The sequence below is a fragment of the Paenibacillus sp. FSL R10-2199 genome, assembly GCF_038000235.1.
Taxonomy (GTDB): domain Bacteria; phylum Bacillota; class Bacilli; order Paenibacillales; family Paenibacillaceae; genus Paenibacillus_AQ; species Paenibacillus_AQ phytohabitans.
Genome location: NZ_JBBOBO010000001.1, coordinates 1,545,381 through 1,571,670 on the forward strand (window position 1 = coordinate 1,545,381; position 26,290 = coordinate 1,571,670).

19 protein-coding genes are annotated in these 26,290 nt (G+C 49.6%); 17 read left to right on the forward strand and 2 right to left on the reverse strand.

Annotated features, from left to right (window positions below; translation table 11 throughout):
- Positions 1–154 precede the first annotated feature (154 nt).
- The 9 genes from prfB (at position 155) to argH (ending at position 11,562) form a co-directional block, all read left to right on the forward strand.
- Positions 155–1,268 (forward strand): peptide chain release factor 2 gene (prfB, locus tag NYE33_RS06790; protein WP_152679813.1). Its coding sequence is split into 2 segments (ribosomal slippage): positions 155–226 and positions 228–1,268, totalling 1,113 coding nucleotides; the frame shifts between segments, so codons are not numbered across the junction.
- A 97-nt stretch (positions 1,269–1,365) separates the two neighbouring features.
- Positions 1,366–2,250: a YitT family protein gene (locus NYE33_RS06795; protein ID WP_042140219.1), complete on the forward strand. Its 885-nt coding sequence runs from the start codon at positions 1,366–1,368 to the stop codon at positions 2,248–2,250.
- A 183-nt stretch (positions 2,251–2,433) separates the two neighbouring features.
- Complete coding sequence (argC, locus tag NYE33_RS06800; protein ID WP_042140218.1) at positions 2,434–3,489, forward strand: N-acetyl-gamma-glutamyl-phosphate reductase; 1,056 nt, start codon at positions 2,434–2,436, stop codon at positions 3,487–3,489.
- Between the two features lie 22 nt (positions 3,490–3,511).
- Positions 3,512–4,744: a bifunctional ornithine acetyltransferase/N-acetylglutamate synthase gene (gene argJ / locus NYE33_RS06805; RefSeq protein ID WP_042141746.1), complete on the forward strand. Its 1,233-nt coding sequence runs from the start codon at positions 3,512–3,514 to the stop codon at positions 4,742–4,744.
- Positions 4,745–4,856: 112 nt separating this feature from the next.
- Entirely contained in the window at positions 4,857–5,672 is an 816-nt protein-coding gene (gene argB, locus NYE33_RS06810) for an acetylglutamate kinase (protein WP_340948789.1), read from the forward strand.
- Between the two features lie 152 nt (positions 5,673–5,824).
- Positions 5,825–7,117 (forward strand): aspartate aminotransferase family protein, encoded by a 1,293-nt coding sequence (locus tag NYE33_RS06815; RefSeq protein ID WP_341065223.1) that lies wholly within the window; start codon positions 5,825–5,827, stop codon positions 7,115–7,117.
- Positions 7,114–8,082, forward strand: a complete 969-nt coding sequence (argF, locus tag NYE33_RS06820) for an ornithine carbamoyltransferase (protein WP_341065225.1) — start codon at positions 7,114–7,116, stop codon at positions 8,080–8,082. Before NYE33_RS06815 ends, argF begins: the two co-directional genes overlap by 4 nt.
- 690 nt (positions 8,083–8,772) lie before the next feature.
- Positions 8,773–10,008: an argininosuccinate synthase gene (locus tag NYE33_RS06825; RefSeq protein ID WP_039302739.1), complete on the forward strand. Its 1,236-nt coding sequence runs from the start codon at positions 8,773–8,775 to the stop codon at positions 10,006–10,008.
- Positions 10,009–10,146: 138 nt separating this feature from the next.
- Complete coding sequence (argH, locus tag NYE33_RS06830) at positions 10,147–11,562, forward strand: argininosuccinate lyase (protein WP_042140215.1); 1,416 nt, start codon at positions 10,147–10,149, stop codon at positions 11,560–11,562.
- A 234-nt stretch (positions 11,563–11,796) separates the two neighbouring features.
- On the opposite strand, the gene NYE33_RS06835 is transcribed toward argH, so the two are convergent.
- A complete protein-coding gene (locus tag NYE33_RS06835; protein WP_042240201.1) occupies positions 11,797–12,600 on the reverse strand; it encodes an alpha/beta hydrolase in 804 nt (267 codons plus the stop codon).
- 206 nt (positions 12,601–12,806) lie between these two features.
- On the opposite strand from NYE33_RS06835, the gene NYE33_RS06840 reads away from it, so the two are divergent.
- Genes NYE33_RS06840 through NYE33_RS06850 form a run of 3 tightly spaced genes read left to right on the forward strand, consistent with a single transcriptional unit; the run spans position 12,807 to position 15,736 of the window.
- Entirely contained in the window at positions 12,807–13,406 is a 600-nt protein-coding gene (locus tag NYE33_RS06840) for a type IV pilus modification PilV family protein (protein ID WP_076246430.1), read from the forward strand.
- Positions 13,390–13,941 carry a type II secretion system protein gene (locus NYE33_RS06845; RefSeq protein WP_076246433.1) on the forward strand — a complete coding sequence of 184 codons (552 nt, stop codon included), beginning with the start codon at positions 13,390–13,392 and terminating at the stop codon, positions 13,939–13,941. The genes NYE33_RS06840 and NYE33_RS06845 overlap by 17 nt, the downstream gene beginning before the upstream one ends.
- A gap of 13 nt (positions 13,942–13,954) precedes the next feature.
- Positions 13,955–15,736, forward strand: a complete 1,782-nt coding sequence (locus NYE33_RS06850; protein WP_341065229.1) for a hypothetical protein — start codon at positions 13,955–13,957, stop codon at positions 15,734–15,736.
- A gap of 122 nt (positions 15,737–15,858) precedes the next feature.
- Here NYE33_RS06850 and NYE33_RS06855 read toward each other — a convergent pair whose 3' ends face one another.
- Positions 15,859–20,463, reverse strand: a complete 4,605-nt coding sequence (locus NYE33_RS06855; RefSeq protein ID WP_341065231.1) for a DUF5057 domain-containing protein — start codon at positions 20,461–20,463, stop codon at positions 15,859–15,861.
- Positions 20,464–20,830: 367 nt separating this feature from the next.
- Here NYE33_RS06855 and NYE33_RS06860 point away from each other — a divergent pair, with 367 nt between their 5' ends.
- The 5 genes from NYE33_RS06860 (at position 20,831) to NYE33_RS06880 (ending at position 26,276) form a co-directional block, all read left to right on the forward strand.
- A complete protein-coding gene (locus NYE33_RS06860; RefSeq protein WP_042140210.1) occupies positions 20,831–22,495 on the forward strand; it encodes a GspE/PulE family protein in 1,665 nt (554 codons plus the stop codon).
- Between the two features lie 43 nt (positions 22,496–22,538).
- A complete protein-coding gene (locus NYE33_RS06865) occupies positions 22,539–23,588 on the forward strand; it encodes a type IV pilus twitching motility protein PilT (RefSeq protein WP_081970306.1) in 1,050 nt (349 codons plus the stop codon).
- Positions 23,588–24,793 carry a type II secretion system F family protein gene (locus tag NYE33_RS06870; protein WP_042140209.1) on the forward strand — a complete coding sequence of 402 codons (1,206 nt, stop codon included), beginning with the start codon at positions 23,588–23,590 and terminating at the stop codon, positions 24,791–24,793. The genes NYE33_RS06865 and NYE33_RS06870 overlap by 1 nt, the downstream gene beginning before the upstream one ends.
- Before the next feature lie 193 nt (positions 24,794–24,986).
- Positions 24,987–25,448 carry a type II secretion system protein gene (locus tag NYE33_RS06875; RefSeq protein WP_341065235.1) on the forward strand — a complete coding sequence of 154 codons (462 nt, stop codon included), beginning with the start codon at positions 24,987–24,989 and terminating at the stop codon, positions 25,446–25,448.
- Positions 25,449–25,526: 78 nt separating this feature from the next.
- Entirely contained in the window at positions 25,527–26,276 is a 750-nt protein-coding gene (locus NYE33_RS06880; protein ID WP_341065237.1) for a prepilin peptidase, read from the forward strand.
- The last annotated feature ends 14 nt before the right edge of the window (positions 26,277–26,290 follow it).

Sequence of the window (26,290 nt, forward strand, 5' to 3'; positions counted from 1 at the left end):
GAAGTCCAAACATTCCCCGCAGTTACGGCGTACACCGATAGGCATTTCTTAAGAGCAATGATGCAGCGGCAGAAGCTGCATCTCCCCCTGTCCGCAAAACCTCCAAACCCAGCGGCCGGCGCAATATTTTATTTTGAAAGGTGATGTGATCCAAGTGATCGATCCTAATGTGAAGCAGGACCTGCGTGAAATAGGCAAGAAACTAACCAATCTTAGGGGGTCACTTTGACTTAGACCTTAAGCTGGAGATTATAGCGAACTTTGAAGAGAAGATGGCAGCGCCCGGGTTCTGGGATGAGCCGGAGAAGGCGCAAAGCGTTATTGGCGAGATGAACGCCGTGAAGTCGGTGGTCGATCAATACGATAAGCTGCAGCAGGATTATGACGATGCGGCGATGATGGCGGAGCTGGCGGATGAAGAAGGCGATGACGCGCTTGCGTCTGAGATTGCCGGAACGATCCGCAGTGTAAGCAGCAGGGTAGATGAGTTCGAGCTGCAGCTGCTGCTCAATCAGCCGTACGATAAGCTGAACGCGATCCTGGAGCTGCATCCCGGTGCAGGCGGAACAGAGTCCCAGGACTGGGGCCAGATGCTGCTGCGCATGTATACACGATGGGCGGAGAAGCGGGGCTTCAAGGTAGATGTGCTCGATTATTTGCCGGGTGATGAAGCAGGCATCAAGAGTGTAACGCTGCTGATTAAAGGCTACAATGTATATGGATACCTGAAGGCGGAGAAGGGTGTTCACCGTCTGGTGCGCATTTCGCCTTTTGACTCCTCGGGCAGACGGCATACCTCCTTCGTATCCTGCGATGTGGTACCGGAGATTGCGGACGATGTGGAAGTAGATATCCGTACAGAGGATCTGAAGATCGATACGTACCGGGCCAGCGGCGCGGGTGGTCAGCATATCAATACTACGGACTCGGCGGTGCGGATTACCCACTTGCCAACCGGAGTCGTGGTAACGTGCCAGAATGAACGTTCACAGATCAAGAACCGGGAACAGGCGATGAAGATGCTGCGTTCCAAGCTCTATGAGCGCAAAATCCAGGAGCAGCAGGCACATCTCGATGAGATCCGCGGCGAACAATCGGAGATTGCCTGGGGCAGCCAGATTCGTTCCTATGTGTTCCACCCCTACAGCATGGTGAAGGATCACCGTACTTCTGTAGAAACGGGCAACGTCGGAGCGGTGATGGACGGCGACCTGGATGGCTTCATTGACGGCTACCTGCGCAGTCAGATTAAGACGGAAACTGAATAAGGGCATGGATATTCCTACGCGTCTTCGGAGGTGTAGGGATTTTTTTCTGAAAAGAATAACAAGGACAGTAAGATCACATCTAAGGAGCAGGGCATCCATGCAAAAAATCAATTCACGCAACAAACCTCCGCTCATCCCGCTAAACGGGCCGCTGCGTCATACAGTGGATATTGCGCTCATTCTGATCGGCTCGCTGATTACGGGGCTGGCGTTCAACCTGTTCTTCCTCCCGAACCAGATTGCTTCCGGCGGGGTATCGGGGTTATCCGTGCTTGCCGAGGCCTGGTTTGGGGCGGAGCCGGCTTTTACCCAGTGGGCGCTTAATATTCCGCTCTTTATTCTCGGGGTCATATTCCTTGGTAAACAGTACGGCATCCGCTCGCTGCTGGGGAGCTTTGTGCTGCCGCTGTTTATCTTCCTGACGAAAGACGGACCGGTGCCGACTACGAATCCGCTGCTTGCCTCTATATATGGAGGAATTGGTGTGGGTCTGGGGCTTGGCCTGGTCTTCCGCGGACGCGGATCAACGGGCGGACTGACCATACTCGCGCAGATTATTCAAAAGCTTACCGGCTTCAGCTTCTCGCTGTCCGTCGTGCTGCTGGATGGTACGGTGATTACGCTGGCTGCTTTTGTGCTGGGTATGGAGCAGGCAATGTATGCACTGATCGGGCTGTTCGTGACGGGCAAGGTAATCAATGCGCTGGAGGTAGGCTTCAGCACCACGAAGGTGGCGTATATCATCTCCGATCAGACGGAGGATATCTCGCAGGCGATTCTGAATGATCTGGACCGCGGGCTGACCAAGCTGAATGCGCAAGGCGGTTACACTGGAGACAATCGTACTGTCCTGATGGCCGTGGTAGGCCAGAATGAAATTACGAGACTCAAGGCGATCGTCCGCTCTGTAGATCCGAGTGCATTTGTAATTATTACGGAGGCCCATGAAGTGCTGGGCGAAGGTTTCAAAAGAGAAGCGTAGACTCCCTTTAGGGGAGCTCTGCGCTTTTCTTTTGATAAAAGGCATGGCTGTTTCCAGTGGGAACATCGGAATAAAGTTAACGTTACATGTTGTATTTATATTAATTCGGTCGTATAATAATACATATTTGCAGAACGGTTATTCACAGGTAATAATGATATAAAGCAGAAACGGGAAGCGGGGATGACAGTGACAGGTAAGCTGAGAGCGGCGATTGTCGGATCAACGGGATATGGGGGCGTGGAGCTGATCAGGCTGCTGCAGAGCCACCCTGATATAGAGATTACTTCAGTAATATCTTCTTCGAGCGCCGGTGCGCCGATTGAGGAAGGCTTCCCTCATTTAACAGGGATTGTGCAGCGTAATCTGGATGGTGTGGATGCGGCAGAGATTGCCGGCAGGGCGGATGTCGTATTCACAGCTACTCCTTCGGGTGTGAGCGCGAAGCTGGTGCCTCAGCTGCTCGAAGCCGGACTCAAGGTCGTCGACCTGTCCGGGGATTTCCGGCTGAAGGATGGCGCGGAGTATGAGCAGTGGTATAAGCATCCCGCTCCTCCGGAAGCTTATCTGCAGCAGGCGGTATACGGGTTATGCGAGGTATACGGCGAGCGTGCGGCCGGTGTGGATTTCATCTCTAATCCCGGCTGTTATCCCACAGCTACGCTGCTGGGACTGGTTCCGGCACTTGAGGCAGGCTGGATCAAACCGGACAGCATCATTATTGATGCGAAATCCGGGGTGTCCGGGGCAGGACGGGGAACAAGCCTGATGGTTCATTTTGCCGAGATCAATGAGAACTTCAAAGCCTACAAGATCAACAAACATCAGCACATCCCGGAAATTGAGCAGGTGCTTACGGATATCGCGGGGGAAAAAGTAACGGTAACGTTCACTACGCATCTTGTGCCGATGACCCGGGGAATTATGAGCACGATGTATGCCGGGCTGACCGGAGAACACAGCGAGCAGGAGCTCGTGGAATTATACCGTAAGTATTATGCAGGCAGACCGTATGTGCGGGTGCGCGAGCCCGGAGTGGTTCCGGCGACGAAGGAAGTCAGCGGATCGAACTATTGCGACATCGGCTTCGCCACAGACGCACGTACCGGACGGGTCACCATTGTGTCGGTCATCGACAATATCGTTAAAGGCGCTGCAGGACAGGCGATTCAGAACCTGAATTTGATGATGGGATGGGAGGAAACCCGCGGTCTTGGCTACACACCAGTGTATCCATAAAGTGCAGCGGTCAAACTATAACATGAGCGAGAACAAACTATATACCGTCGTGGAAGGCGGAAGTATTACTACACCTAAGGGCTTCACTTCAGGAGGGCTGCATTGCGGTCTCAAAAAAACCGAACGTAACGACCTCGGAGCTATCCTCTGCGAGGTTCCGGCGACGGCTGCTGCGGTTTTTACCACGAATGTGTTTCAGGCGGCTCCGCTGAAGGTGACACGGGAGAGTCTGGCGAATGGCACGCTGCAGGCGGTAATTGTGAACAGCGGGAATGCCAATGCCTGCACAGGTGATCAGGGTGAAGCGGATGCGTATGAGATGCGCGCTGCGGCTGCCCGTTATTTGGGCGTGAACGAGCTGGATGTTGCGGTAGCCTCGACCGGGGTAATCGGGGAGCTGCTAAAGATGAACTGTGTGCGCAGCGGCATTGCCGGACTGCCGGAGAAGCTGGATGGCGGCGCTGCGGGTGCAGAGGAGTTCAGCCAGGCGATTCTTACAACGGATCTGGTCAAAAAAGAAAGCTGCGTCAAGCTAACGGTTGGCGGTACAGAGGTATCGATTGCGGGTGCGGCCAAGGGTTCAGGTATGATTCATCCTAATATGGCGACGATGCTTGGCTTTATGACTACAGATGCTGTCATTGATGCTGAGGATCTGCTTAGCTTGCTGCGCAGTGCAACCAACTCTACTTTTAATATGATTACAGTAGATGGAGATACTAGCACAAATGATATGCTGGTCACTATGGCGAGCGGCCTGGCGGGAAATGAGAAGCTGACGCGTCTGCATCCGGATTGGGAGGCTTTTGCCGCGGCGTTCACACATGTGTGCCGGAGTCTGGCGATGGCGATTGCCCGTGACGGGGAAGGTGCCACGAAGCTGATCGAAGTGCAGGTGAATGGTGCAGTGCATGATGAAGGTGCTGCTGCGATTGCCAAGACTGTAGTCGGATCAAGCCTGGTGAAGTCAGCGATCTTCGGAGCGGATGCCAACTGGGGAAGGATTATCGCTGCTGTAGGCCGCGCGGGAGTGCCGGTATCGCCGGAACGGGTAGATATTAAGCTGGGAGATATAGAGGTGCTGCGGGCGTCGCGTCCGGTGGCTTTTGACGAAGAGAAGGCGCTGCATTATTTGCAAAAAAGTGACACGGTGCTGATTACAGTAACGTTATCAGACGGAAGCGGAAGTGCCACAGCCTGGGGCTGCGACCTCACTTACGATTATGTGCGCATTAATGCCGCATACCGCACCTGATCTGCGCTGGTTGGCGGCGGGCAGCGGCCGGAAGTCCAAATATTCACCGTAGTGACGACTGAGCTTTAAGTTAGTATCTTAAGTTCAGCTTATATAGGGAGGTAACTGAGAGATGACGTTTGAACCTATAAAGAAGCAGCCGGGCAGTGGCCTGTTCGTGATGAAATGCGGCGGGAGTACGCTGGCTGCGCTGCCGGATTCGTTCTTTGAGGATTTGCGGGAGCTGCAGCGAAGCGGGGTTCAGCCTGTAATTGTTCATGGCGGCGGGCCGGCGATCTCGGGGAATCTGGAGAAGCTTGGGATTGAGAGCAGCTTCGTGAACGGCCTGCGGGTGACGACGGAAGAAGTGCTCGATGTGGTAGAGATGACGCTGGCTGGAAGCATTAATAAGGCGATTGTCCGCCGGATTCAAGCCACCGGCGGGCAGGCGCTCGGATTATCCGGAGTTGACGGCAACCTGATTATGGCGCGTCCGGTTGCGAACAGCGATGTATTGGGCATGGTGGGAGAAGTAACCGAGGTCAGAGCGGAGATTGTGACGGGTATCCTCGCGATGGGCTACATTCCTGTAATCGCACCTATCGGTGTGGACGGCGGGGGTCAGCGTTACAACATTAATGCGGATACAGCTGCCGGAGCGGTGGCATCTTTTGTGGAATCGCCTACGATGATCGTGGTTACGGATGTGCCGGGAATTATGCGTGTGCTGGATGGAGAGAAGGTTGTGCTCCCGTCCGTCACGGTGGCGCAGATTGAGGCGCTGATCGAAGGCGGTGAAATCTACGGCGGAATGATTCCTAAAGTGCGTGCTGCGATGGACTGCATTCAGGGCAAGGTGTCCGAGGTTGTCATTGTCGACGGCAAAGAGCCGAATGTGCTCAGCCGGGTGCTGCAGGGCGAAGAGCTGGGGACGCGGATTGTCCGATAATTATGCAGTTAGCAGCTTAGCTGCCGGAGTGGTATAGGGAGTGCAAAGTTGATCTGATGGGTATCTGGCAGTTGGATACCCGGTCATAGTGGAAAGTAAATTAGAGGCGCTGACGGTAATCCGGCAGCAGCATGGTGGGAGAGTGACTGAGAATGAGTGAGCTTACACAGGCAGATAAGGATTCTTTGACGGGGGCGCCGAGGGAACGTTCTGTGGAAACGAAGGAACAGGGGGCCGCTGCTGCTCCTGCCAAGCTGAGTGCGGTATTCCCGTCGTACGCCAGATATGATATTAGTCTGGTCAAGGGTAAGGGCAGCTGGGTGTGGGATGATCAGGGGAACAAATACCTGGATTTCATGTGCGGACTCGCTGTAACCAGCTTGGGCCATGCTCCAGAGAAGGTAGGCGCGAAGCTGAAGGCGCAGATTGATACGCTGTGGCATGTCTCGAACCTGTTCCACATTCCGGGCCAGGACCGGGTTGCTGCGCTGCTTACAGACAACAGCTGTGCGGATCAGGTATTCTTCTGCAACAGCGGAGCGGAAGCGAATGAAGCTGCGATTAAGCTGGCGCGCCGGTATCACCAGAAGGTGAAGGGTGCGGACCGCTATGAAGTGATCACGTTCGAGCAATCGTTCCACGGACGTACGCTGGCTACACTGACAGCAACAGGGCAGGCGAAGGTAAAAGAAGGCTTCCTGCCGCTTCCGGCAGGCTTCAAGACTGTGCCTCTGCATGATCTGGAGGCACTGAAAGCTGCAATCACGGAGCATACGGCAGCGATCATGCTGGAGATGGTGCTGGCCGAGGGCGGTGTAATTGAGGTGCAGCAGGATTTCTTGGACGCTGTAGTCGCGCTATGCAAGGAACACGGGCTGCTGCTGATTGTAGACGAGGTGCAGACCGGCATGGGCCGTACCGGCAAGCTGTTCGCCCATCAGCATTACGGCATTGAGCCGGATATCTTCACCTTGGCCAAAGGCATAGCCAGCGGGTTCCCTGCCGGCGTCATGCTGGGCAAGGGCTACCTGCGTGAGGCCTTCAGCCCGGGCAGCCATGCGACTACCTTCGGCGGCACACCGCTGGCGGCAGCGGTTATGGAAGCAACGATTGAGACAATGCTGGAAGACGGGCTGGCGCAGCGGGCTGCTGAGATGGGCGATTATCTGACCGGCTTGCTTAGAGAGAAGCTGGCGGACACAACATTCGTGAAGGATATCCGCGGCAAAGGCCTGCTGATCGGAATCGAATGTGCAGAGCCAGTGGCCGAGATTGTGCTGGCCGGACAGAAACGCGGATTGCTGTTCGTCCAGGCCGGACCGAATGTCGTTCGCCTGCTGCCTAATTTATACGTAACCCGCGAGGAGATCAACCAGGCGGTGGACATCCTTTCGGAACTAATTCATACTTATGCTAACAAAGGAAACGGGGAGGCAGATTCATGAGTCAGGGAACAACGGGCGTTACAGAGACTATCGCCGCACAGCTCAAGGGACGTGATCTTCTGGAGCTGAATGATTACAGCCCGGAGGAAATCACGTATTTGATTGATTTGGCGATAGAGCTGAAGCGCAAAGCCAAGAACGGCGAAGTCTACCAGCCGCTGCTGGGCAAGACGATCGGGCTTATTTTTGAGAAATCCTCTACCCGTACACGTGTGTCGTTTGAAGTGGGGATGTATCAGCTGGGCGGTCATGCGCTGTTCCTCAGCAAGAATGACATCCAGCTCGGCCGCGGTGAGACGGTTGGTGATACAGCGCAGGTGATGTCGCGTTATCTGGACGGTATTATGATCCGTACCTTCGGCCATGATAAAGTGGAAGAATTGGCCCGTTATGCATCCGTTCCGGTTATCAACGGCCTGAGCGATCTAGCGCATCCGTGCCAGGTGCTGGCGGATTACCAGACTGTATACGAGCACAAGGGCAAGCTGAAGGGCTTGAAGCTCGCGTATATCGGCGACGGCAACAACATGGCGCATTCCCTGCTGATCGGCGGTGCCAAGCTGGGCGTACATGTCTCGATTGCCGGACCGGAAGGTTATGAGCCAGATGAGGCTGTAGTGGCCGAGGCGCGCGAGATCGCTAAAGGGACAGGTTCGGTCATCACCGTTACCCGCAGCCCGCAGGAGGCGGTACAGAACGCTGACGTGATCTATACGGATGTATGGGCGAGCATGGGCTTCGAGGCTGAACAGCTGGCGCGTGAGGCGGCATTCAAGGACTATCAGGTCAATGAGGAACTCGTGAAGGGAGCCAAAAGCGACTATCTGTTCCTGCACTGCCTGCCGGCCCACCGTGAGGAAGAGGTCAGCACCGGTGTCATTGACGGCCCGAACTCCGTTATTTTCGATCAAGCGGAGAACCGCCTGCATGCGCAGAAGGCGCTTATGGCTGCTTTGATGGGCTAACCTAGTACAACCAGAACTGAAGAAGTAATTTAATACAACAAAGAAGCAATTGATGTATTCAGTTCCAAGTGAAATTCAGTGATAGTTGTATACTGTGCAATTAAAAACAGCGAAAAGGGAGGCTTGCCTCTTATAACTGTAGTCTGTACAACTAAATCTGCCCGAATAGGTGAAAACCGCGTACAACTGGCAGTTTAATTGTACGAAATACAACTAAATGGATAATCGGTTGAAAATCAGACGATTTAGTTGTATAAAGTACAATTAAGCTTGCATATATACCGTAACTGGTTTACTGCAAACCCTCAGCAAGCGATTTACCAAAGTAGTTTTTCACTAGTTTAAATCTAACATTGTACTAGGCCTATGTAAGTTCTGTTAGTTGTTTGAATCTTAGAGTAAAACAGGGGTAAGCCTGTTTGGATCTTATCTTATATACAAACCTATATAAGATGAACTGGATTGAAATAAGAGGGATAGAAGGATCGAAAGGGAATTTTGGAACTGTAGGAGCGGTAGCATCCGCCTTTGTCTCCGGATATTGTCCGCCGCTACAGCGGTATATTCAAAGATATCTGGAGACAACAGCGGCCGAAAGTCCAAATATTCTCTGCAGTGACGTCCAGAACCCGATTATGAGATTGCAGTTGATCTTATAACCTCCCCACAACGAAAGGAAGTTGCACCCCCATGGCAAAAGAAAAAATTGTACTCGCCTATTCAGGCGGGCTGGATACCTCAGTCATTCTGAAATGGCTGAAAGAAACCTATGACGCGGAGATTATTGCTTTTACAGCCGATATCGGCCAAAAGGAAGAGCTGGACGGCCTGGAGGAAAAAGCACTGGCGACCGGTGCCTCCAAAGTCTACATCGATGATCTGCGCGACGAATTCGCGAATGATTTCATCTACCCGATGTTCCAGTCGGGCGCACTCTACGAAGGCCAATACCTGCTGGGCACAAGCATCGCCCGTCCGCTGATCGCTAAGCGTATGGTGGACATCGCCATCGCCGAAGGCGCAACTGCTATTGCTCACGGGGCAACCGGCAAAGGGAATGACCAGGTGCGATTCGAACTGAACGCCGCAGCCTTGTCCCCAAGCATCAAAGTGATTGCACCTTGGCGTCTGGAAGAGTTCCGCAACCAGTTCCCGGGACGTGCGGAAATGATCGCTTACGCTGAAGCCAACGGTATTCCGGTACAAGCATCAGCAGCCAAGCCGTACTCGATGGACCGTAACCTGCTACATATCAGCTATGAAAGCGGCGTGCTGGAAGATCCTTGGTTTGATCCAAGCGCACCGGAGAACAAAGAAATGTTCCTGCTGTCGAATGCGCCGGAAGATGCTCCGGATGAAGCGGAATATCTGGAACTGGACTTCCTCAAGGGCGACTGCGTAGCGCTGAACGGCGAACCGTTATCCCCGCTGCAAGTGATGGAGAAGCTGAATGAGCTCGGCGGCAAGCATGGCATTGGACGCGTCGATATGGTGGAGAACCGTTTTGTCGGTATGAAGAGCCGCGGCGTGTACGAAACACCGGGCGGCACGATCCTGTTCACCGCTCACCGCAAAATGGAGTCGATCACCATGGACCGTGAAGTGATGAACCTGCGCGACAGCCTGATCACCCGTTACAGCACGCTTGTGTACAATGGCTTCTGGTTCGCTCCTGAACGGCTTGCCTTGCAGGCTCTGGTGAAGGAAAGCCAGAAGAACGTAACCGGTACTGTACGCGTCAAGCTGTACAAAGGCAACATCATCGGAGCCGGTGTGAAGAGTCCGGTCAGCCTGTACAACCCGGATATCGCTACTATGGAAGCAGATCCTACACAGGCATATGATCAGGGAGATGCAACTGGCTTCATCCGTCTGAATGCTCTGCGCCTGAAGGTATCGGCCGGCGTAGCAGAGTCCAACAAGTAGCAGCATCTAGCCGCTTAGCGGTTTTTCAAAATATAAGAATTTATACAGCATCGCACAATATAAGCGGACAGAAGAAGGCCGTTCCTCCCATCCGGACAGGGGCGGCCCTTCTAACGTCAATCGAGGAGGAAACAACAGGTGAGCAAGCTGTGGGGCGGACGGTTTACCAAGGGAACGAACAAGCTGGTGGAGGAGTATACAGCTTCCATCGGATTCGACAAGGCACTTGCAGAAGAGGATGTGCAGGGCAGTCTGGCGCATGTCACGATGCTGGGCAAATGCGGGATTCTGCCGCAGGATGATGTGGAGACGATTAAGAACGGACTGAATAAGGTACTGGATAAGGTGCGTGCGGGAGAGATTGTGTTCTCCGTAGCCGATGAAGATATTCATATGAATATTGAAAAAAATCTGATCGAAGAGATCGGTCCGGTCGGCGGCAAGCTGCACACCGGCCGCAGCCGTAACGATCAGGTGGCGACGGATATGCATCTCTACTTGCGTAACCGTGTAGTAGAGCTGGTGGCTCTCCTGCATGAGCTGCAGGAAGCGCTGATCGCGCAAGCCAAGGACAATGTGGAGACCATTGTTCCGGGTTACACGCATCTGCAGCGCGCTCAGCCAATTCTGTTCGCGCATCATCTGCTGGCTTATGTATCCATGTTCCGCCGCGATGCGGAGCGCCTGACCGACAGCTACAAGCGGATCAACGTGCTGCCGCTGGGCGCTGGGGCGCTGGCGGGAACGACGTTCCCGATTGACCGCCACTTCGTGGCAGAGCAGCTTGGCTTCGACAGCGTCTATGAGAACAGCCTGGACGCCGTCAGCGACCGCGACTTCATCGTTGAGTTCCTGGCCAATGCAGCGCTGGTGATGACTCACCTGTCCCGGCTCAGCGAAGAGCTGGTGCTGTGGAGCAGCACGGAATTCAGCTTCGTGGAGCTGGACGATGCCTTCTGCACCGGCAGCAGCATCATGCCGCAGAAGAAGAACCCGGATGTGCCGGAGCTTGTACGCGGCAAGACAGGCCGTGTCTACGGCAACCTGATCGGGCTGCTGACCGTCCTCAAATCGCTGCCGCTGGCCTATAACAAGGATATGCAGGAAGACAAGGAAGGCATGTTCGATACTGTAGCCACCTTGACAGGAGCATTGCAGCTGTTCGCGCCGATGATCTCCACGATGAAGGTGAACAAGGCGCGGATGCGCGAAGCCGTAAATACCGATTTCTCCAACGCGACCGATATCGCTGACTTCCTGGTGGGCAAGGGTTTGCCTTTCCGCCAGGCGCATGAGGTTATAGGCAAGACCGTATTGTACTGCATTAACGAAGGCAAGTTCCTGCTGGATCTGACGCTGGAGGAATTCAAGCAGTTCTCGCCGCTGTTCGATGACCAGATCTACGCTGTACTGCAGCCGGAGGCTGTTGTGAACGCCCGTAACGTATACGGCGGCACAGCCACTGTTCAGGTGCAGGCAGCGATTGAACGGGCCGAGGCAGCTCTGCTGGCGGCTAACGAATGGGTTGTGCAGCATGGGGATGCTGCACAATAAGAAGCAGCTAAGCTGGCAGCGGATATAACTGAATCAACAAGTGGAAACGGCTGTGCTGTCCTTTAATAAGGACGGTATTGCTTCAGCGAGAAAGATAAGGAGCATTATTGTGCAAAGCATATAAATTCTTATCTTTTCAAAAAGACTGTCCTCTACCGCATCGATAGGATGCGGGAGGACAGTCTTTTTTTGCAGAAAATGAAGTTATAATTCACATGCGTGGCGGGTACCCGCTTACAAGTCAGCGGACTTTGCTTTGCCGAGTGGCAGCCAGTTCAGTACATCACGGATCTTGGTATCCCAATATCCCCATTCATGCTCGCCCGGCCCTTCCTCGTAAGTCAGTGACAGCTTGGTCTTGGAGCAGGCCTTACGGAAAGTCTGATTGTCCTCATAGAGGAAATCCCCGGTGCCGCAGCACTGATAGAGAAGGGGCTTCGGCCCTTTGGAGCGGTCCACTTCCTTCAGCAGCCACAGCAGGTCTTCAGGCGTGCCTGCAATGTCCTTGTCTCCAAAAATCTGCATATACTCCTTCGTCTTCTGCGATTTATCTTCCCAGTTCATGAAATGATGGGCCATATCCAGGGCACCGGACAGACTCGCGGCAGCGGCAAAGGTCTCCGGCTTGCGCAGTCCCAGCTTCATCGCTCCATAACCGCCCATCGACAGTCCGGCCACGAAGTTATCCTCGCGTTTCGCTGACAACGGGAAGAACGAACGGGCCAGCGCCGGCAGCTCCTCACTGATAAATGTCCAATACTGTCCGCCCGCCGCCATGTCGGTGTAGAAGCTGCGGTGGACCTGAGGCATAACAACGGCAATGCCCATCTGCGCTACATAACGCTCTATCGAGGTCCGGCGCAGCCAGATCGAATCATCATCGGACAAGCCGTGCAGCAAGTAAAGCGTAGGGTGAAGGTTCCCCCGTGACACATTACTCATTCCGATCTGTGTAGTAGTCTGCTGCGGCAGAATCACGGTCATCGAGGTGTTCAGCCCCAGCACTTCCGAATAAAACTTGCATTCGATTAAAGCCATTTGCATATCCCCTTTCAGCCCAAATAATAGCACAGCCGCTAAACGATATAAATTGTAGAAATCTCTAGATTTATTCCTTGCAAGCATTGCTGGTGCCGGAGTTGAAAGAATATAATGGAAGTAGGTAGAAAGATTCAGAGAGACGGAGAAGGGTGCAGGACTCAAGACCGATGATTGAATCCAATAGAGCATAGGGAGCGAACAGGATGTCTTGGAGAGACAAGTGGAACCGAAACCGTGAGCGGGGCAAGGAAGAGGGATTTACGCTGATTGAGGTGCTGGCAGCCATCGTGATTTTGTCGATAGTTTCTCTGGTGCTAACCTCCTACTTCACCAACGCGCTGTCCTATTCAAAATCGAACCAGAATAAGACGATCATGGTCAATCTGGCGCGTAATGCGCTCTTTTATATGGAGAAGCAGGATTTTGAGGCTATGGGCAACTATTTTGCTGTAAAAGACACAGGACCTGAACACCCAAGTATTGAAGCAGATCAGTGTGTTAATGCAACAACCTGTAGTTACAGTTCGTTTATTATTAATCCAGGGGTAATGCCTGACGTGCTGAATCCGGTAATCAATAATATCCCTTATCATGTGAAAATAACCTATCAAGTGCAACTGCATCAGGATATGCTGGCAGGGAAAACTATTGTTGATGGTGCAGAAAGCATAGATGCCCGTAAAAAGGAGATGGCCGATTACCTAATTCCTATTCAGGTAAAGGTTACCGGAGATGGTGGTCCTAATGGCCATTCAGCGAGTACCGTAGTGGAGGGTTATATTACCGATGAAAAAATACGTTGACCGGCTAAAGTCACAGCAGGGCTTCACGCTAATTGAGCTTATTGCCGCCATAACCTTATTTTCAATGATTGTGGGCATCATTTCTATGGTCACTATGTTTGGATTTCGCAGCTATCATAAAATAACAATCGAAAATTCTCTCAGAGATGAAGCGGATATTATTATGTCATCAATTATAAATGAATTATATACATTTGCCCCGGAGCGGCTGGAGAGTACGGACAATAATGACGGGATTCTCCTGAAGAAGAAATTGGTTGAGACAGATATCGACTATAAAAATATAGTCAAGATAGCTTTTACACAAGGACAGCTTGTCATTGGTGCTGAAGTAGACGGACCTACGAATGATTCCCGAACAGCAGTGAAATCGGATCTGACCGGTTCATCAATCTCCTCGGCAACATCTGACGGTAGGTCTTGTACCAAAGATGCGCCATGCGATAGCGGACTAATCGAAATAACCCTCAAATTGACGCAGAAGTATGACGGCAGGGATTACACCATGGAGATGAAGAGCAAATTTGGATTTTAGGAGGATGTAGCGGATGCCGGGAGTTAGACCGATATTGCGTCATTTGAGATCTTGGAAATGGAAGGGACTCAGCGGGCGTTTCCGGGAAGAGCGAGGTTCAGCCTTGGTGCTGGTTATGTTTATTGTACTGTTGCTTACGATTCTGGGATTAAGCGTGCTTACGGCAGCCGTTGGAGGTGCGCAGCGTACGGAGACACGGAAGAACGATGTGCAAAGTCTGCATTTGGCGGAGAAGACGCTGGATGAGGCTGTGGCATATATTACGGCAAGTTTGAATAGCAAGGTTAAAGATAGCGTAGACATGAGTCAGGCAGAAGTGGATGCTGAAATAGATATGTTTTTGAAAAGCCTAAAGGGCAGCATAGATGACCCGGATCAATCGGATAAGTCCAGTGCATTGTTTGCCAGTACCGACCTTCAGCAGGCCGGCGGGGAGAGAGCAGTAGGTACAATTATTGATGTAGTCCCCCACACCACAAAGCAAGGAGATTCCGTAAGCTATACACTGACCCTTACCGCCCAAGCGGAAGTCAATGGAGTTATACGCAAATTAACACAGAATGTAGTGATCGATACCTATCCTGATTTTTTGAAGTATACTCTGGGTTCCGAAGGTAATCTGACTATCAATGGTTCACCTTATATTAAGGGGAATATCTACGCGGGGAATACGCTGACGATCAGTGATACTGCTCGCTACATCTACAATAACGACCGTGCATATATTTCAGAGCCTTTTGAATTAGTTGGTGAAGCGCATGTGCAGGCGTTGGACAAGCTGGTCTATATGAAAGGCAACCAGAAGTTCACGGGCAATGCTGTTTCAGAAAAAGTCATCCCTGCAGCGAATGTGAAAATCAAAAACCACCGGAGCTTTGTTGAAGTGAATGTGAAGTCCTCTTTTATTGATAAAGTTGAGGAAGCTATAGGTAGCGGGGCGAGTAGACAACGTATTCAGGAGAATATTGATAACGGGACATTGGCTGGATACCTTACAAGTAGTTATAAGGCAATTTTTGATAATCCGGGAGTGCTGCCGCCTAAACCAGATCCTGCGGATACTTCAGATGCTGGGAAGGAGCTTATTGCTAAATATGATGATATCAAGAACCGTCTGACTGCTCCCACCCGATCAGTGGTATATAAAGGAGATTTAACCCTGGATGGAACGGAACTTACTGGGATTAACTATACGAATAAAGGGGGGGACGGTAGTTCAACGGATCCACATTACTGGTATATTGTTGACGGTAATTTAACCATTGATAATGAGGGTGGTCCGAATTCCGTTAAAGTGCGCGCCAATATTTTGGTGACAGGCAAAGTGGAGATTAGAGGGGAAGTAGAGTTTGATTCCACTATTTATGTTTTGAAGGATTCCACAAAGGACATAGAAGATTTCACTACAATAGTAGAGGATGCGTCTATTAAAGGATTGAATAACAAGGAATTGGTCCTGATCTCCCAGGGGCAGATCCTAATCAATCGGTTGGCAGCCTTTGATAATAATGAACCGAAGCCACTGGCAGCATTCTTTTATACTGATTCTGATGCAAAGCTTTATGGGGTAGGCTCCATATTCTCACTCAGCGGCGGATTCTTCGCTAAGGGAGATTTAACGATTAATGCAGTTCGCGGCATAGCCACTGGTAATAATTTAGGTATTAATATACAAAGCAATAATTTGATCCGGTTTAAGGCTATCTACAATGATCAAATATTTACTGACCAGAAAGCGGGACTTCCCCGTGTCAAAGCGATAAATATCCGGGTAGAGGAACTGAAGCTGGAATAGGCATAAGCTATATAGTCAAAACAATTGATTCATCAGGGTTATACACAAACAGTTTTGTAAACAAAGAGAAACGGATGCCGTTCCCGGAGGGAGTGCATCCGTTTCTCTTTGTTTGCGTTTATCTAATAGCGGTCTTCATTGGTTACAGTGACCTGAATGGTATCCGTAATACTGGAATTCTCTTTAGAAGTAACGGTGATTTGGGCAGTGCCTTTAGTTTTACCTGTTATGACTCCTTCCCCGGTGAGCTTTACCACAGCTGGATCACTAGTGCTCCATAACAGCTTCCCTTCTACATCCTTAATGGTCATAGTTGTAGGGAACACACCAAGATCATTTCTGAACAGGTCATGTTCAGTACCTAATTTGATACTCAATGTATCTGGCAGGGAAAGATCAGTTAATCCGCTGCCCACAGTGACGTTCCATATAGCTTCGACCGGATGGTCAGCCGGCGCTCCGATTAAGGAAGCTTTGATAACCACCGGATGGTCAGTAGCCGTGATCTTTAGACCTTTAAGTTCAATAATGCTAGTGTTTGGTTTGTCAATCTTTTCTACATATTCACCGCCTTTGTCTAACAGTTCCCATTTGTAATCGGCAGGGTCCGCATCCTCTGGCAGTTCTACCTTAATGGTTAATTCAATCTTCTCATCAACATGTACTGAGTTTGGTCCCCAAATGGCAATCTCACGAACGGTATTAGTGAAGGTTACCTTATACTCCTTCGGAGCTGTTCCGTCTGGATAAGCATCAGTTATGGCGACTACCATTAGGGTAACCTCGCCGGATTTATCAGCTGCTAATGTAGCATGATCCTTAAGCGTGCCGCTTGCATCCTCGCTGAGCTTAGCTCCTGCTGCATTATCGTCTCCTTCTTTAATACTCCACTTATATTCTTTAACGTTATCATTTGCAGTATTATAACTGGCTACGTATTCGGCGGAAGTGTTTATCAGCACCGTTTTGGGGCCACTGATATTGAGTTCTGGTGTCATTACTTCAACATCAGCACTATCCGTCACTGTTTTGCCGCTGATATCTGTTACTGTAAGCTTAATCTCGGCTGTTCCTTCAGCAATCCCCCTGACTATACCAGTGTCGGAGATTGTTGCAATCCCCGGATTAAGAGATTCCCATTTGAAGGTTGTAGTTTCTTTATTGATATCGACCGGAAGATAAGTAGCGAGAGGGTCCATGTTCAGGCTGGTGTTAATACTGATTCTCGCTGGAACCAAAGTGACGCACATTACTTTGACAATGGAATCAAAGCTTAGAGTGTCAAATTTCATTGTTACTCTTGGCAGCACCGGTGCTGGTATTGGTGTAGGTGTGGCTACTACGACTGGTGGCAATGTACCATCGAATAATCCGGAATTGAGAGTACCTCCATTGTTAGTGTGGAGCTCCTTCGCGATAAGAGTGCCATATATATTCCCGCTATCAAATTGTACATTGGCTAATGGGGCAAGAATAGTAGCTTTCACTGCTACATCTCTAATGCTTAGTATTTTTGCTTCCGGGAAATTTAAAACAATATGATTATTTTGGATATTGGTTAAGTCAAAACCGCCGCGAATTGAGATGTTTTCGCCATAGACGTTAATAATTACCGTCGAGTTTTGCGGTGCATTAATTTTTACATTATTTAAGAGCACATCGTTGGAACTGCCAGGTTTTACATCGAATATATTTAAGTCTGAATGCGAACCAACAAAACTAAGATTATCAACACTGCCATTGGAAGCTAGTGAGGCCAGAGTTTTTGATTGGAGTTGTAGATATTCCCCAGTTTCATTGAAATTTATTATTTTTCCAGGAGTTACTTTGGTAGCAGTATTGTTCTGGCTTACTTGGGAAGTTCCGCCGTAAACTACATCGCCTGTGATTGAAGCACCGTTTGATGAATCAAATATGAAATTTCCACCAACAATCAACGCATTACTTCCTACGCCATTTGGTCTGTTTAGTCTATAGCTAGAGAATTGTGCATTGCCGCCGACAGCCATCCGACCATTTGTTTGGGCACTATTAATACTGGTATCACCCAGAATAAAGGCAACAAATTCATTGCTAATACTATTTATCGTGTTATAAATTTTAGTAGAATCTGTTAGAACCGGAGTAGTTGCAGCAGTCTGCATTGAATGCAAATCCTCAAAGCTCAAAATAGAGTTATCCAACTGGTAATGAGCAACTTTCTCAGTAGGTACTGCCTTGACGGTGAAGGTGATACCTTCAGCTAAATCAGGTACATAAGTCAGACCATCTGCTGACAAATGATACGTGAGTTTACCAAGATTCTTGGTAAGTGTGTAGCCTGATGCGGGGGTGCCGCTCTGAGTAAGGCCTAGAGACGATAAATTGCTGAATTCTAACTTTGATGGGAATACCTCGGAATACTGGATATCTGAGATCTCCAGATTCTGAACACCTTGATCTCCTTGCTCCACAGCGCTGGCTGGGATGCTGTTAGGTTTCACATTATACGTAATAATTGATGGCTCACCTTTCTCCACTGTTTTGGGAGATAAGGAACGGCTGATAGTCAAATTAGATTCTACCTTCTGTACATCAATGGTGATAGTCTCGGTTGCAAGAGCTCCTTGTTTGTCTTTGGCAGTAATCTCAATCTTCAGCGTGCCATCCTCATGTAACGGGTTATTGAAGGTATGAGAAAATGTTGCACCTGATTTGACCGTCGTCTCCTTCATGGTATCTACCGATACGTAGGTGCCCTTTTCTTTGTCAATTAGCTTACTTATGTTAATGGACGTTAAGAGATCCTTGTCCTTGAGATCAAGGTCAGTAGCCGCATAACTTACAGTGAGCTTATCCTGATATGAAGGCTTGGTACTCTTGTCCTGCGGTGTATAAATATTAATCTTCGGAGCGTGATTGGCGCCGGTGAACGCACGGTACATGGTATTGACGAACAACATCTGTTCCCAATCCGGGAAGCCTTTACTTGTATGTCCCGTACCGGAGAAGGTAATATTACCGACAGAATAAGTATAGAAATGATTGTAGCTATCATCTGTATCCCGCTCTGAACCTGATATGTTGTACCAGGGAATTACATCTGCACGCTCGAGATTCAGCGGAAAGAACTGGTCATGAGTAGTGGCAACAGTGTATCTGCCCGAATCATTACCTGCTTTGGTTAGATTGAATGGGTACTGGGTCAAAAGTCCTTGGTTGACCGGAACAACTTTAGTAGAAGTATTTACAGCATTGCCGCCCAGATATGTCCGGGGCAGCGTCTGTCCTACCATATCGTGGAAATAAGAACTCCAGTAGTTATAGTTCTTGACTCCGTTTGTTGTACTTTCCGGATAAGGATCAAGCTCCGTAGTACTCGTGATATAATCAACCTCCCGGAAAATGGTATCATGCGTCAGCATCAGGCTTTGCTTTGTTTCTTCAGCGAAGGCTTTGACTGCATCGGCTGATGCTTTGGACAACATCGGTGTGGTAGCCCTGTCATACATGTCTAGGAAACCGAACACGACCATATCAAAGTTCCCGTTCAGTCCTGAGGTTTTATCAGTGGTACTAGCATTTTCGGCGATGTAATTATTAAACCAGGTCATATCGTGCGGTGTGATTATCAGTTTATAGTAGTCGGGATTATTTAAGTAAGCTGCTTTCATGTTTTTGTTAGTGGTGCTTAGCAAATCACTTTCTGTCTTGCCGGCAGGCATAATCTGTAGAACCTTAATCTCCGGCTTAACGCCCTTATAGAGGATATTTCCTGTGTCAAAGTCTTTAAGTCCACTCAGTGTGCTGATTTCAATCCTCCAATACAGCGGCCCTGAGAAGGTAGAGGGAAGAGTATAGCTTAAAGTATCTGAGGGTGAGGTGATTTCTTTACTGACAACTACATTGTCTTCTGTGACAGGCAAAGAAGAATCCACATTAATATATAATTTGATCCGAACTTGAGTTAAGTCTGGGATATTATCAAGCCTGATGGAGAAGTCCAGTTTATCTCCGGATTCAAACACCTCAGTAGGATTCTCGCTGTAATTAGCGGGCTTGCTGGTAAGGGTCAATCTGGGCCTCTGTTTAAGAGTCCCCATTTTAGACCAGTTACCAGCCTTTACCTCAGTTGTAAAAGTGTCGAGTGCAGCCTTGTCCTTCAGAAAAGTAATATTGGTGCGAGTTGCAGTGCGGTAAGGATTAAATGTTTCATACAGGACACCTTGTGTGTCTTTGGTATTTTGCTGGGTAAAGGTTTCTTCACGAAGAATAACATTCAAGCCTTTACTAATGTAGTAATCGGTGATCTCTTTAGCTTTGAGTTTGGTAATGTCGTTTTCGACAGAAGTGGTCTTATGAGCTGCAATACGCTCATCAGGGGTAGAGGACCCCGTGCTGTTAACTTTCTTTTTGTTGAATGCCCCTTTACCGATATAGACAGCATCGTATTTACCATCCCAGTCATCACGCAGGGATACGAAGCGCTTCATAGTCATTGTATCAATCTTGACGTTGGCTAATCCCTGAAGACCATCGAGTTCACTCTTGGGGTATTTATCATTGGCATCCAGTGCCAAGCTTGCAGTGCTGGTTGGATCAGTGATCTCAAGAATACGGATGGTATACGAACTGTCTACTACTGCATTGACTGAAAGAACAAAAGAATGGACAAACAAAGCAATTAATATAGCCGCAAATGTACCCCCTGAAACTAGAAACCATGTTCTCCGCCGGAATGATTTCATCTAGCATCTCCCCCGTAAAGATATTAATAATCGATTGGTAGATTTATCGAAACTTTCGCTAAAATTGACCAAGTATTGGAAATCCTAATTGTAAAAATAACGGTTATATGCTATATATCATTCTAGGACAATTTACCTCTATAGGCAATCATAATATATGAAAAATTTACCTCAAATTTAAGTAATTAGAACTAGAAAACCATTGAAATTCCGGGAAAATGATTTCTGTAACACGCAAAGGACTACATATACGAAATCGGTATGAGTTTCCAGAAGGTTAGCAGCTTTGGATCCTTTTATTGCTAAATTATGTAAGTTTCTAACCAGTAAGAAAAATTAAACGGGTGAGAGCTGGAGATGAGTAACTTTGCCAATCATAAAAAAAAGACTGGGAGACTTGCTGGTAGATAACGGCATTATCTCGCAGGAGCAGTTGACCGAGGCTCTAGCCGAACAGCGCAAAACCAAACGCAAGCTTGGTGATCTGCTGATCTCGCAGGGTTATATTACCGAGCAGCAGCTAATTGAAGTATTGGAATTCCAGCTTGGCATACCTCATGTAAGCTTGTTCAAATATCAGATTGACCCGGCCATTACGCAGATTATTCCGGAGAGTATGGCCAAACGATATCAGGTGCTCCCGTTCATGAAGGAAGGCGGCAAGCTGATGGTGGCTATGGCTGATCCGTTGGACTATTTCGCCATTGAGGATTTGCGGATGAGTACAGGGTTCAGAATCGAACCTGCGATTTCCACCCGGGATGAGCTGCAGCGGGCGATTGCCCGGCATTACGGCATGCGTGATTCTATGAGCCAGATGATGGTTGAACTGCCCACCCAGGAAGAAATTGAAGAGACGGAGATTACCGATGAAGATTCGCCTATAGTCCGGCTGGTCAATCAGATGATTCAGCAGGCAGTGGCCTTGCGGGCATCCGATATCCATGTAGACCCGGGTGAGAATAACCTTTCTATCCGTTACCGGATTGACGGCACGCTGCGTACGGAACGTGTAATTCCCAAACAGATGCAGGGCTTTATTACAGCCAGACTGAAGATCATGGCGAAGCTGAACATTGCGGAGCGCAGGCTTCCGCAGGACGGGCGTATCAAGATGCAATTCGATTACAAAATGGTTGATATCCGCGTATCTTCACTGCCGACCATGCACGGGGAGAAAATTGTACTCCGGCTGCTGGATCTCAGCACAGGCGTGAAATCAGTGGACAGTCTTGGCTTCAGTGAGTCGAATGCTGCTGTTTTTAGAGAAATGATTGCCAGACCATACGGGATTTTGTTGATTACTGGCCCAACAGGGAGCGGCAAAACGACAACCTTGTACTCTGCGTTGAACCAATTAAATGTGGAGAGCACAAATATTATAACGGTTGAAGATCCGGTAGAGTATCAGCTCGAAGGAGTCAATCAAGTGCATGTGAATGCTGCTGTTGGCCTTACCTTCGCAGCAGGGTTGCGTTCGATTCTCCGGCAGGACCCTAATATCGTAATGGTAGGGGAGATTCGAGATACCGAGACGGCAGAAATTGCAGTCAGAGCATCGTTAACCGGTCATCTTGTCCTGTCGACGCTCCATACCAATGATGCTATCAGTACTATATCGCGCCTTAGAGATATGGGCGTTGAGCCTTATCTGATTGCATCTTCCCTGATTGGGGTAGTAGCCCAGCGGCTGGTGCGTAAAATCTGCCCGGACTGCAAAGAAAAGTACAAGCCGTCTGAGCAGGAAGCGATCATGCTGCGAAAATATAGTCTGCCAACAGACAGTCTCCATCGCGGACGGGGCTGCGGCAGTTGTAGCACTACAGGTTACCGTGGACGTATTGCCATTCACGAGGTGTTAACTATCGATGACCATATGCGGCAATTGATTACGGATCTGGCATCCGTCGATGAACTGAAAGCTGCCGCGCGCGAACGCGGGCTTGTGCAGCTAATGGAGGATGGCTTCCTCAAGGTTACACAGGGAACCACGACGCTCCAAGAGGTTCTGCGGGAAACGGTATCGCAGTAAACAAGTCTTAATTAAGCTGACAAAACGTTGAGGAGGATAGCCAGTGCCGACATTCACGAGAGACATTATACAACTGCTTCATATGGCCTATACCTCCAAGGCTTCCGACTTGCATATCTCTGTAGGTTCAGCGCCGGTAATACGCATTGATGGAACCCTGTATCCGGTTGAAGGGGAACAGGTCACAGCCGGGGAATCGCTGGCAATGGCAGAGGTGCTTATGGAGGAGCGGCATAACAGTATTTTTAATGAGACCGGTGAGATTGATTTCTCCTACCCGCTTGATAATGGAGTGCGTTACAGAGTAAATGTGTACCGTCAGCGGAGCGGAGTAAGCATCGCAGCCCGGTCTATTCCCGCTGAGATTCCGTCGCTGGAGCAGCTATCCATGCCTCCGATTCTGGCATCTCTGGCAAAGAAACCGCAAGGTCTTATCCTGGTGACAGGTCCTACGGGCAGCGGTAAATCATCAACGCTGGCGGCGATGATTCATTCCATCAACCAGTCCGAGAGCAAGCATATCGTGACCCTTGAGGATCCTATAGAATTCTTGCACAGCCATGGCAAATGTCTGGTGGATCAAAGAGAAGTGGGGAGTGACACAAACAGCTTCGCCAGCGGTCTCCGGGCAGCATTGCGGCAGGATCCGGATGTCATTCTGGTGGGGGAAATGCGTGATTTGGAGACGATCTCGGCAGCCGTTACTGCTGCTGAGACTGGACACTTAGTATTAGCAACTCTACATACGACCGATGCGCCGCAGACGATTGACCGGATTATCGACGCCTTTCCAGGCCATCAGCAGAATCAGATTCGTTCCCAGCTGGCTTCGGTTATGCTGGCTGTAGTCAGCCAGCGCTTATTCCCGAGAGCTTCGGGCCGCGGGCGATTATGTGCAACAGAGATTCTGGTGAATACGCCGGCTGTTGCCAACCTGATCCGGACGGAGAAGACGCATCAACTGAAGAATGTCATGCAGACAAGCAAGGCGCTGGGTATGCACACACTGGAGATGAACATCCGTGAATATCTTGCGGGAGGGCTTGTACATCCTGCGGCGGCCAAAGCGTATATGAGTGAGGTGAATGGCTGATGGCATTATTCGAATATCAGGTCAAAACAGCGGCGGGCAGGCCGATCAAAGGCAAGCTTACCGCTACGGATAAGCCGGCAGCCATGGATGAGCTCCGCAAACGCGGTCTGACGGTGTTCTCGCTGGTGGAACGTAAAACTTCCATTCTGCAAATGGATATTTATATAGGCAATCCGGTTAAAACTATTCACTTTATTATTTACTGCCGCCAGTTCGCGACACTTATGCGTGCCGGAGTGTCCATTGTAGATGCTACGCGTATCCTGGCAGAGCAGACGGACAGCAAACCGCTGCGTAAGGCGCTTCAAGATGTTGGTTCCAGCTTGCTGCGAGGGGTTTCATTCTCGCAGGCAGTTCAGGATCACAAGCGGATCTTTCCACCGCTGTTTGTCAGCATGATTCGCGCCGGTGAGGAATCCGGGAATATGGAAGGAACGCTGGAGCGGCTGGCAATATTTTTTGAGAAGCAGCATACAACAACCGAGAAGATAAAATCTGCGCTGACTTACCCGATTACTGTTGGGGTGATGGCAATAGGAGCAGTGATTTACCTGTTATGGGCAATTGTGCCGCAGTTTGTCACCATGTTTGAGTCTTTTGATGCCGAGCTTCCGGCGATTACCAAGATGGTACTGGCACTCAGCAAAAGTATTCAGGGGCAATGGTATTTCTGGATTCTGGGGGTACTTCTCTTAGTAGTTGCCTATCAAATAACTAAACGTACCGAAAAAGGTGCCTATGCACTTGATTACGCCAAGCTGAAGATTCCGGTCTTTGGCAAGTTGAATCAGAAGGGCTCGATTGCGCAGTTTACCCGGACATTCTCTTCCCTCTACGCCAGCTCGGTGCCCATCCTCCAATCCCTGGCTATTGTAGAGGAAGTGGCAGGCAATAAGGTAATCGGGCGTTATATCCGCAGTGCAAGTGATTCCCTTAGACAGGGAAATCCGCTCTCTGAGCCGCTGAAGAAGGCATGGGTATTCCCACCGCTGGTTACACAGATGATTGCCATTGGTGAAGAGACCGGAGCGCTGGATACGATGTTATCCAAGGTCGCTGACTTCTACGAGATGGATGTAGAGAATACAGTTGACCGTCTAAAATCTCTATTAGAACCACTATTGATTGCCTTCCTGGCGGGAGTAGTCGGGGTGATCGTAGCAGCTATCATGCTGCCGATGTTCAGTCTGTACAGTAATATGTGAACCTTACGGTTCCTTGCAATTATTGAGAGGGGTGACGCCGGAAAGGCGGAGCGGAAGCTGAAGCTGCTTCCGCAGGTGCTGGACGATGGAGAGAACTGCTTCTATACCAAGAGCAATACAGCAGGAAGGTAGCAACATAGGATAAGGTTTCTGTCGGAACATCACACACTACTATTATCAAGGGGGAAACGAAATGTTGGCACAGGCAATTAAGAGAAGACTCAGCAAGGAAGAGAATCAGAAAGGGTTTACGCTGATTGAGTTACTGGCGGTTATCGTTATTTTGGGGATAATTGCGGTTATTGCGATTCCGTTGATTGGGAATGTAATAAATAATGCAAAGGATGACTCCAATCTTACTACGGCTTCTCAAGTATATAATGCTGCTCGTTTATACATGGTCAGCGAAAAAGGTGGAGCATATAATAGTACTACTTTGGCTGATCTTACATTAGATAATCTTCAGGGGGAAGGTTTCTTGGATGATCCGGTGTATCTTCCAAGCACAAAAATAGAACTTTCTGGTGTGACGGTTCAATTTGATACAGATGGTAAATTAGTTGATGTAAGTGGCGTGGCAGTTACTTTGACACCAACAAGTGGGACTGCCGTGAATTTTTCTGCCGAAGAGGTTCTTAAGGCTGAAAAAGATTAATTTAAATATGACTTCTCAAAGGAATCGGAACCATTCCGATTCCTTTTTTAAAATCCCCGAAAGGGACACTAACCCATCATGACTATTTTTATCGCAATCTATATAACTCTACTAGGCCTCACGCTCGGTTCTTTCTATAACGTAGTAGGACTACGGATACCGGCAGGAGAGTCTTTACTGAATCCGCCATCGCAATGTCCCAAGTGCGGGACGCGGCTTACGCCACTGGATCTGATCCCGGTTCTCAGCTATCTGTTATCGCGGGGGAAGTGCCGGCATTGCGGAACTAGGGTGTCACCAATGTATCTATTTGGAGAAGCCGCAACTGGACTATTATTTCTGGTGATGTATCTGAAATTCGGCCTCACGCTTGAGGGAATTACAGGGATGCTGCTGGTCAGCCTGGCGGTCATTATTACAGTCTCTGATCTGAGATATATGCTGATTCCTGACAAAGTGCTGTTATTCTTTGCGCCGGTATTTCTGGTACTGGTTCCTTTCATGGCGGAAGTCCCGCTATGGTATCATTTGCTTGGCGCTTTAAGTGGTGGAGGCGTTCTCCTTCTGCTGGCCCTGTTTGGGGGAATGGGAATGGGCGACGTCAAGCTGTTTGCACTGCTGGGCTGGATCATCGGCTGGCCAAATGTCATTGTGGCGTTTCTGTTGGCTTGTGCGCTGGGCGCCGCCATCGGAGGAATTATGCAGCTGCTAGGCATTGTCCAGCGCAAACAGCCAATCCCGTTTGGACCTTTCCTGGCTCTGGGTTCACTGCTCTCATATCTGTTCGGCCCGGACATCATCGGCGCATATCTTTCGTTTATCGGTTAGGAGGAACATCATCG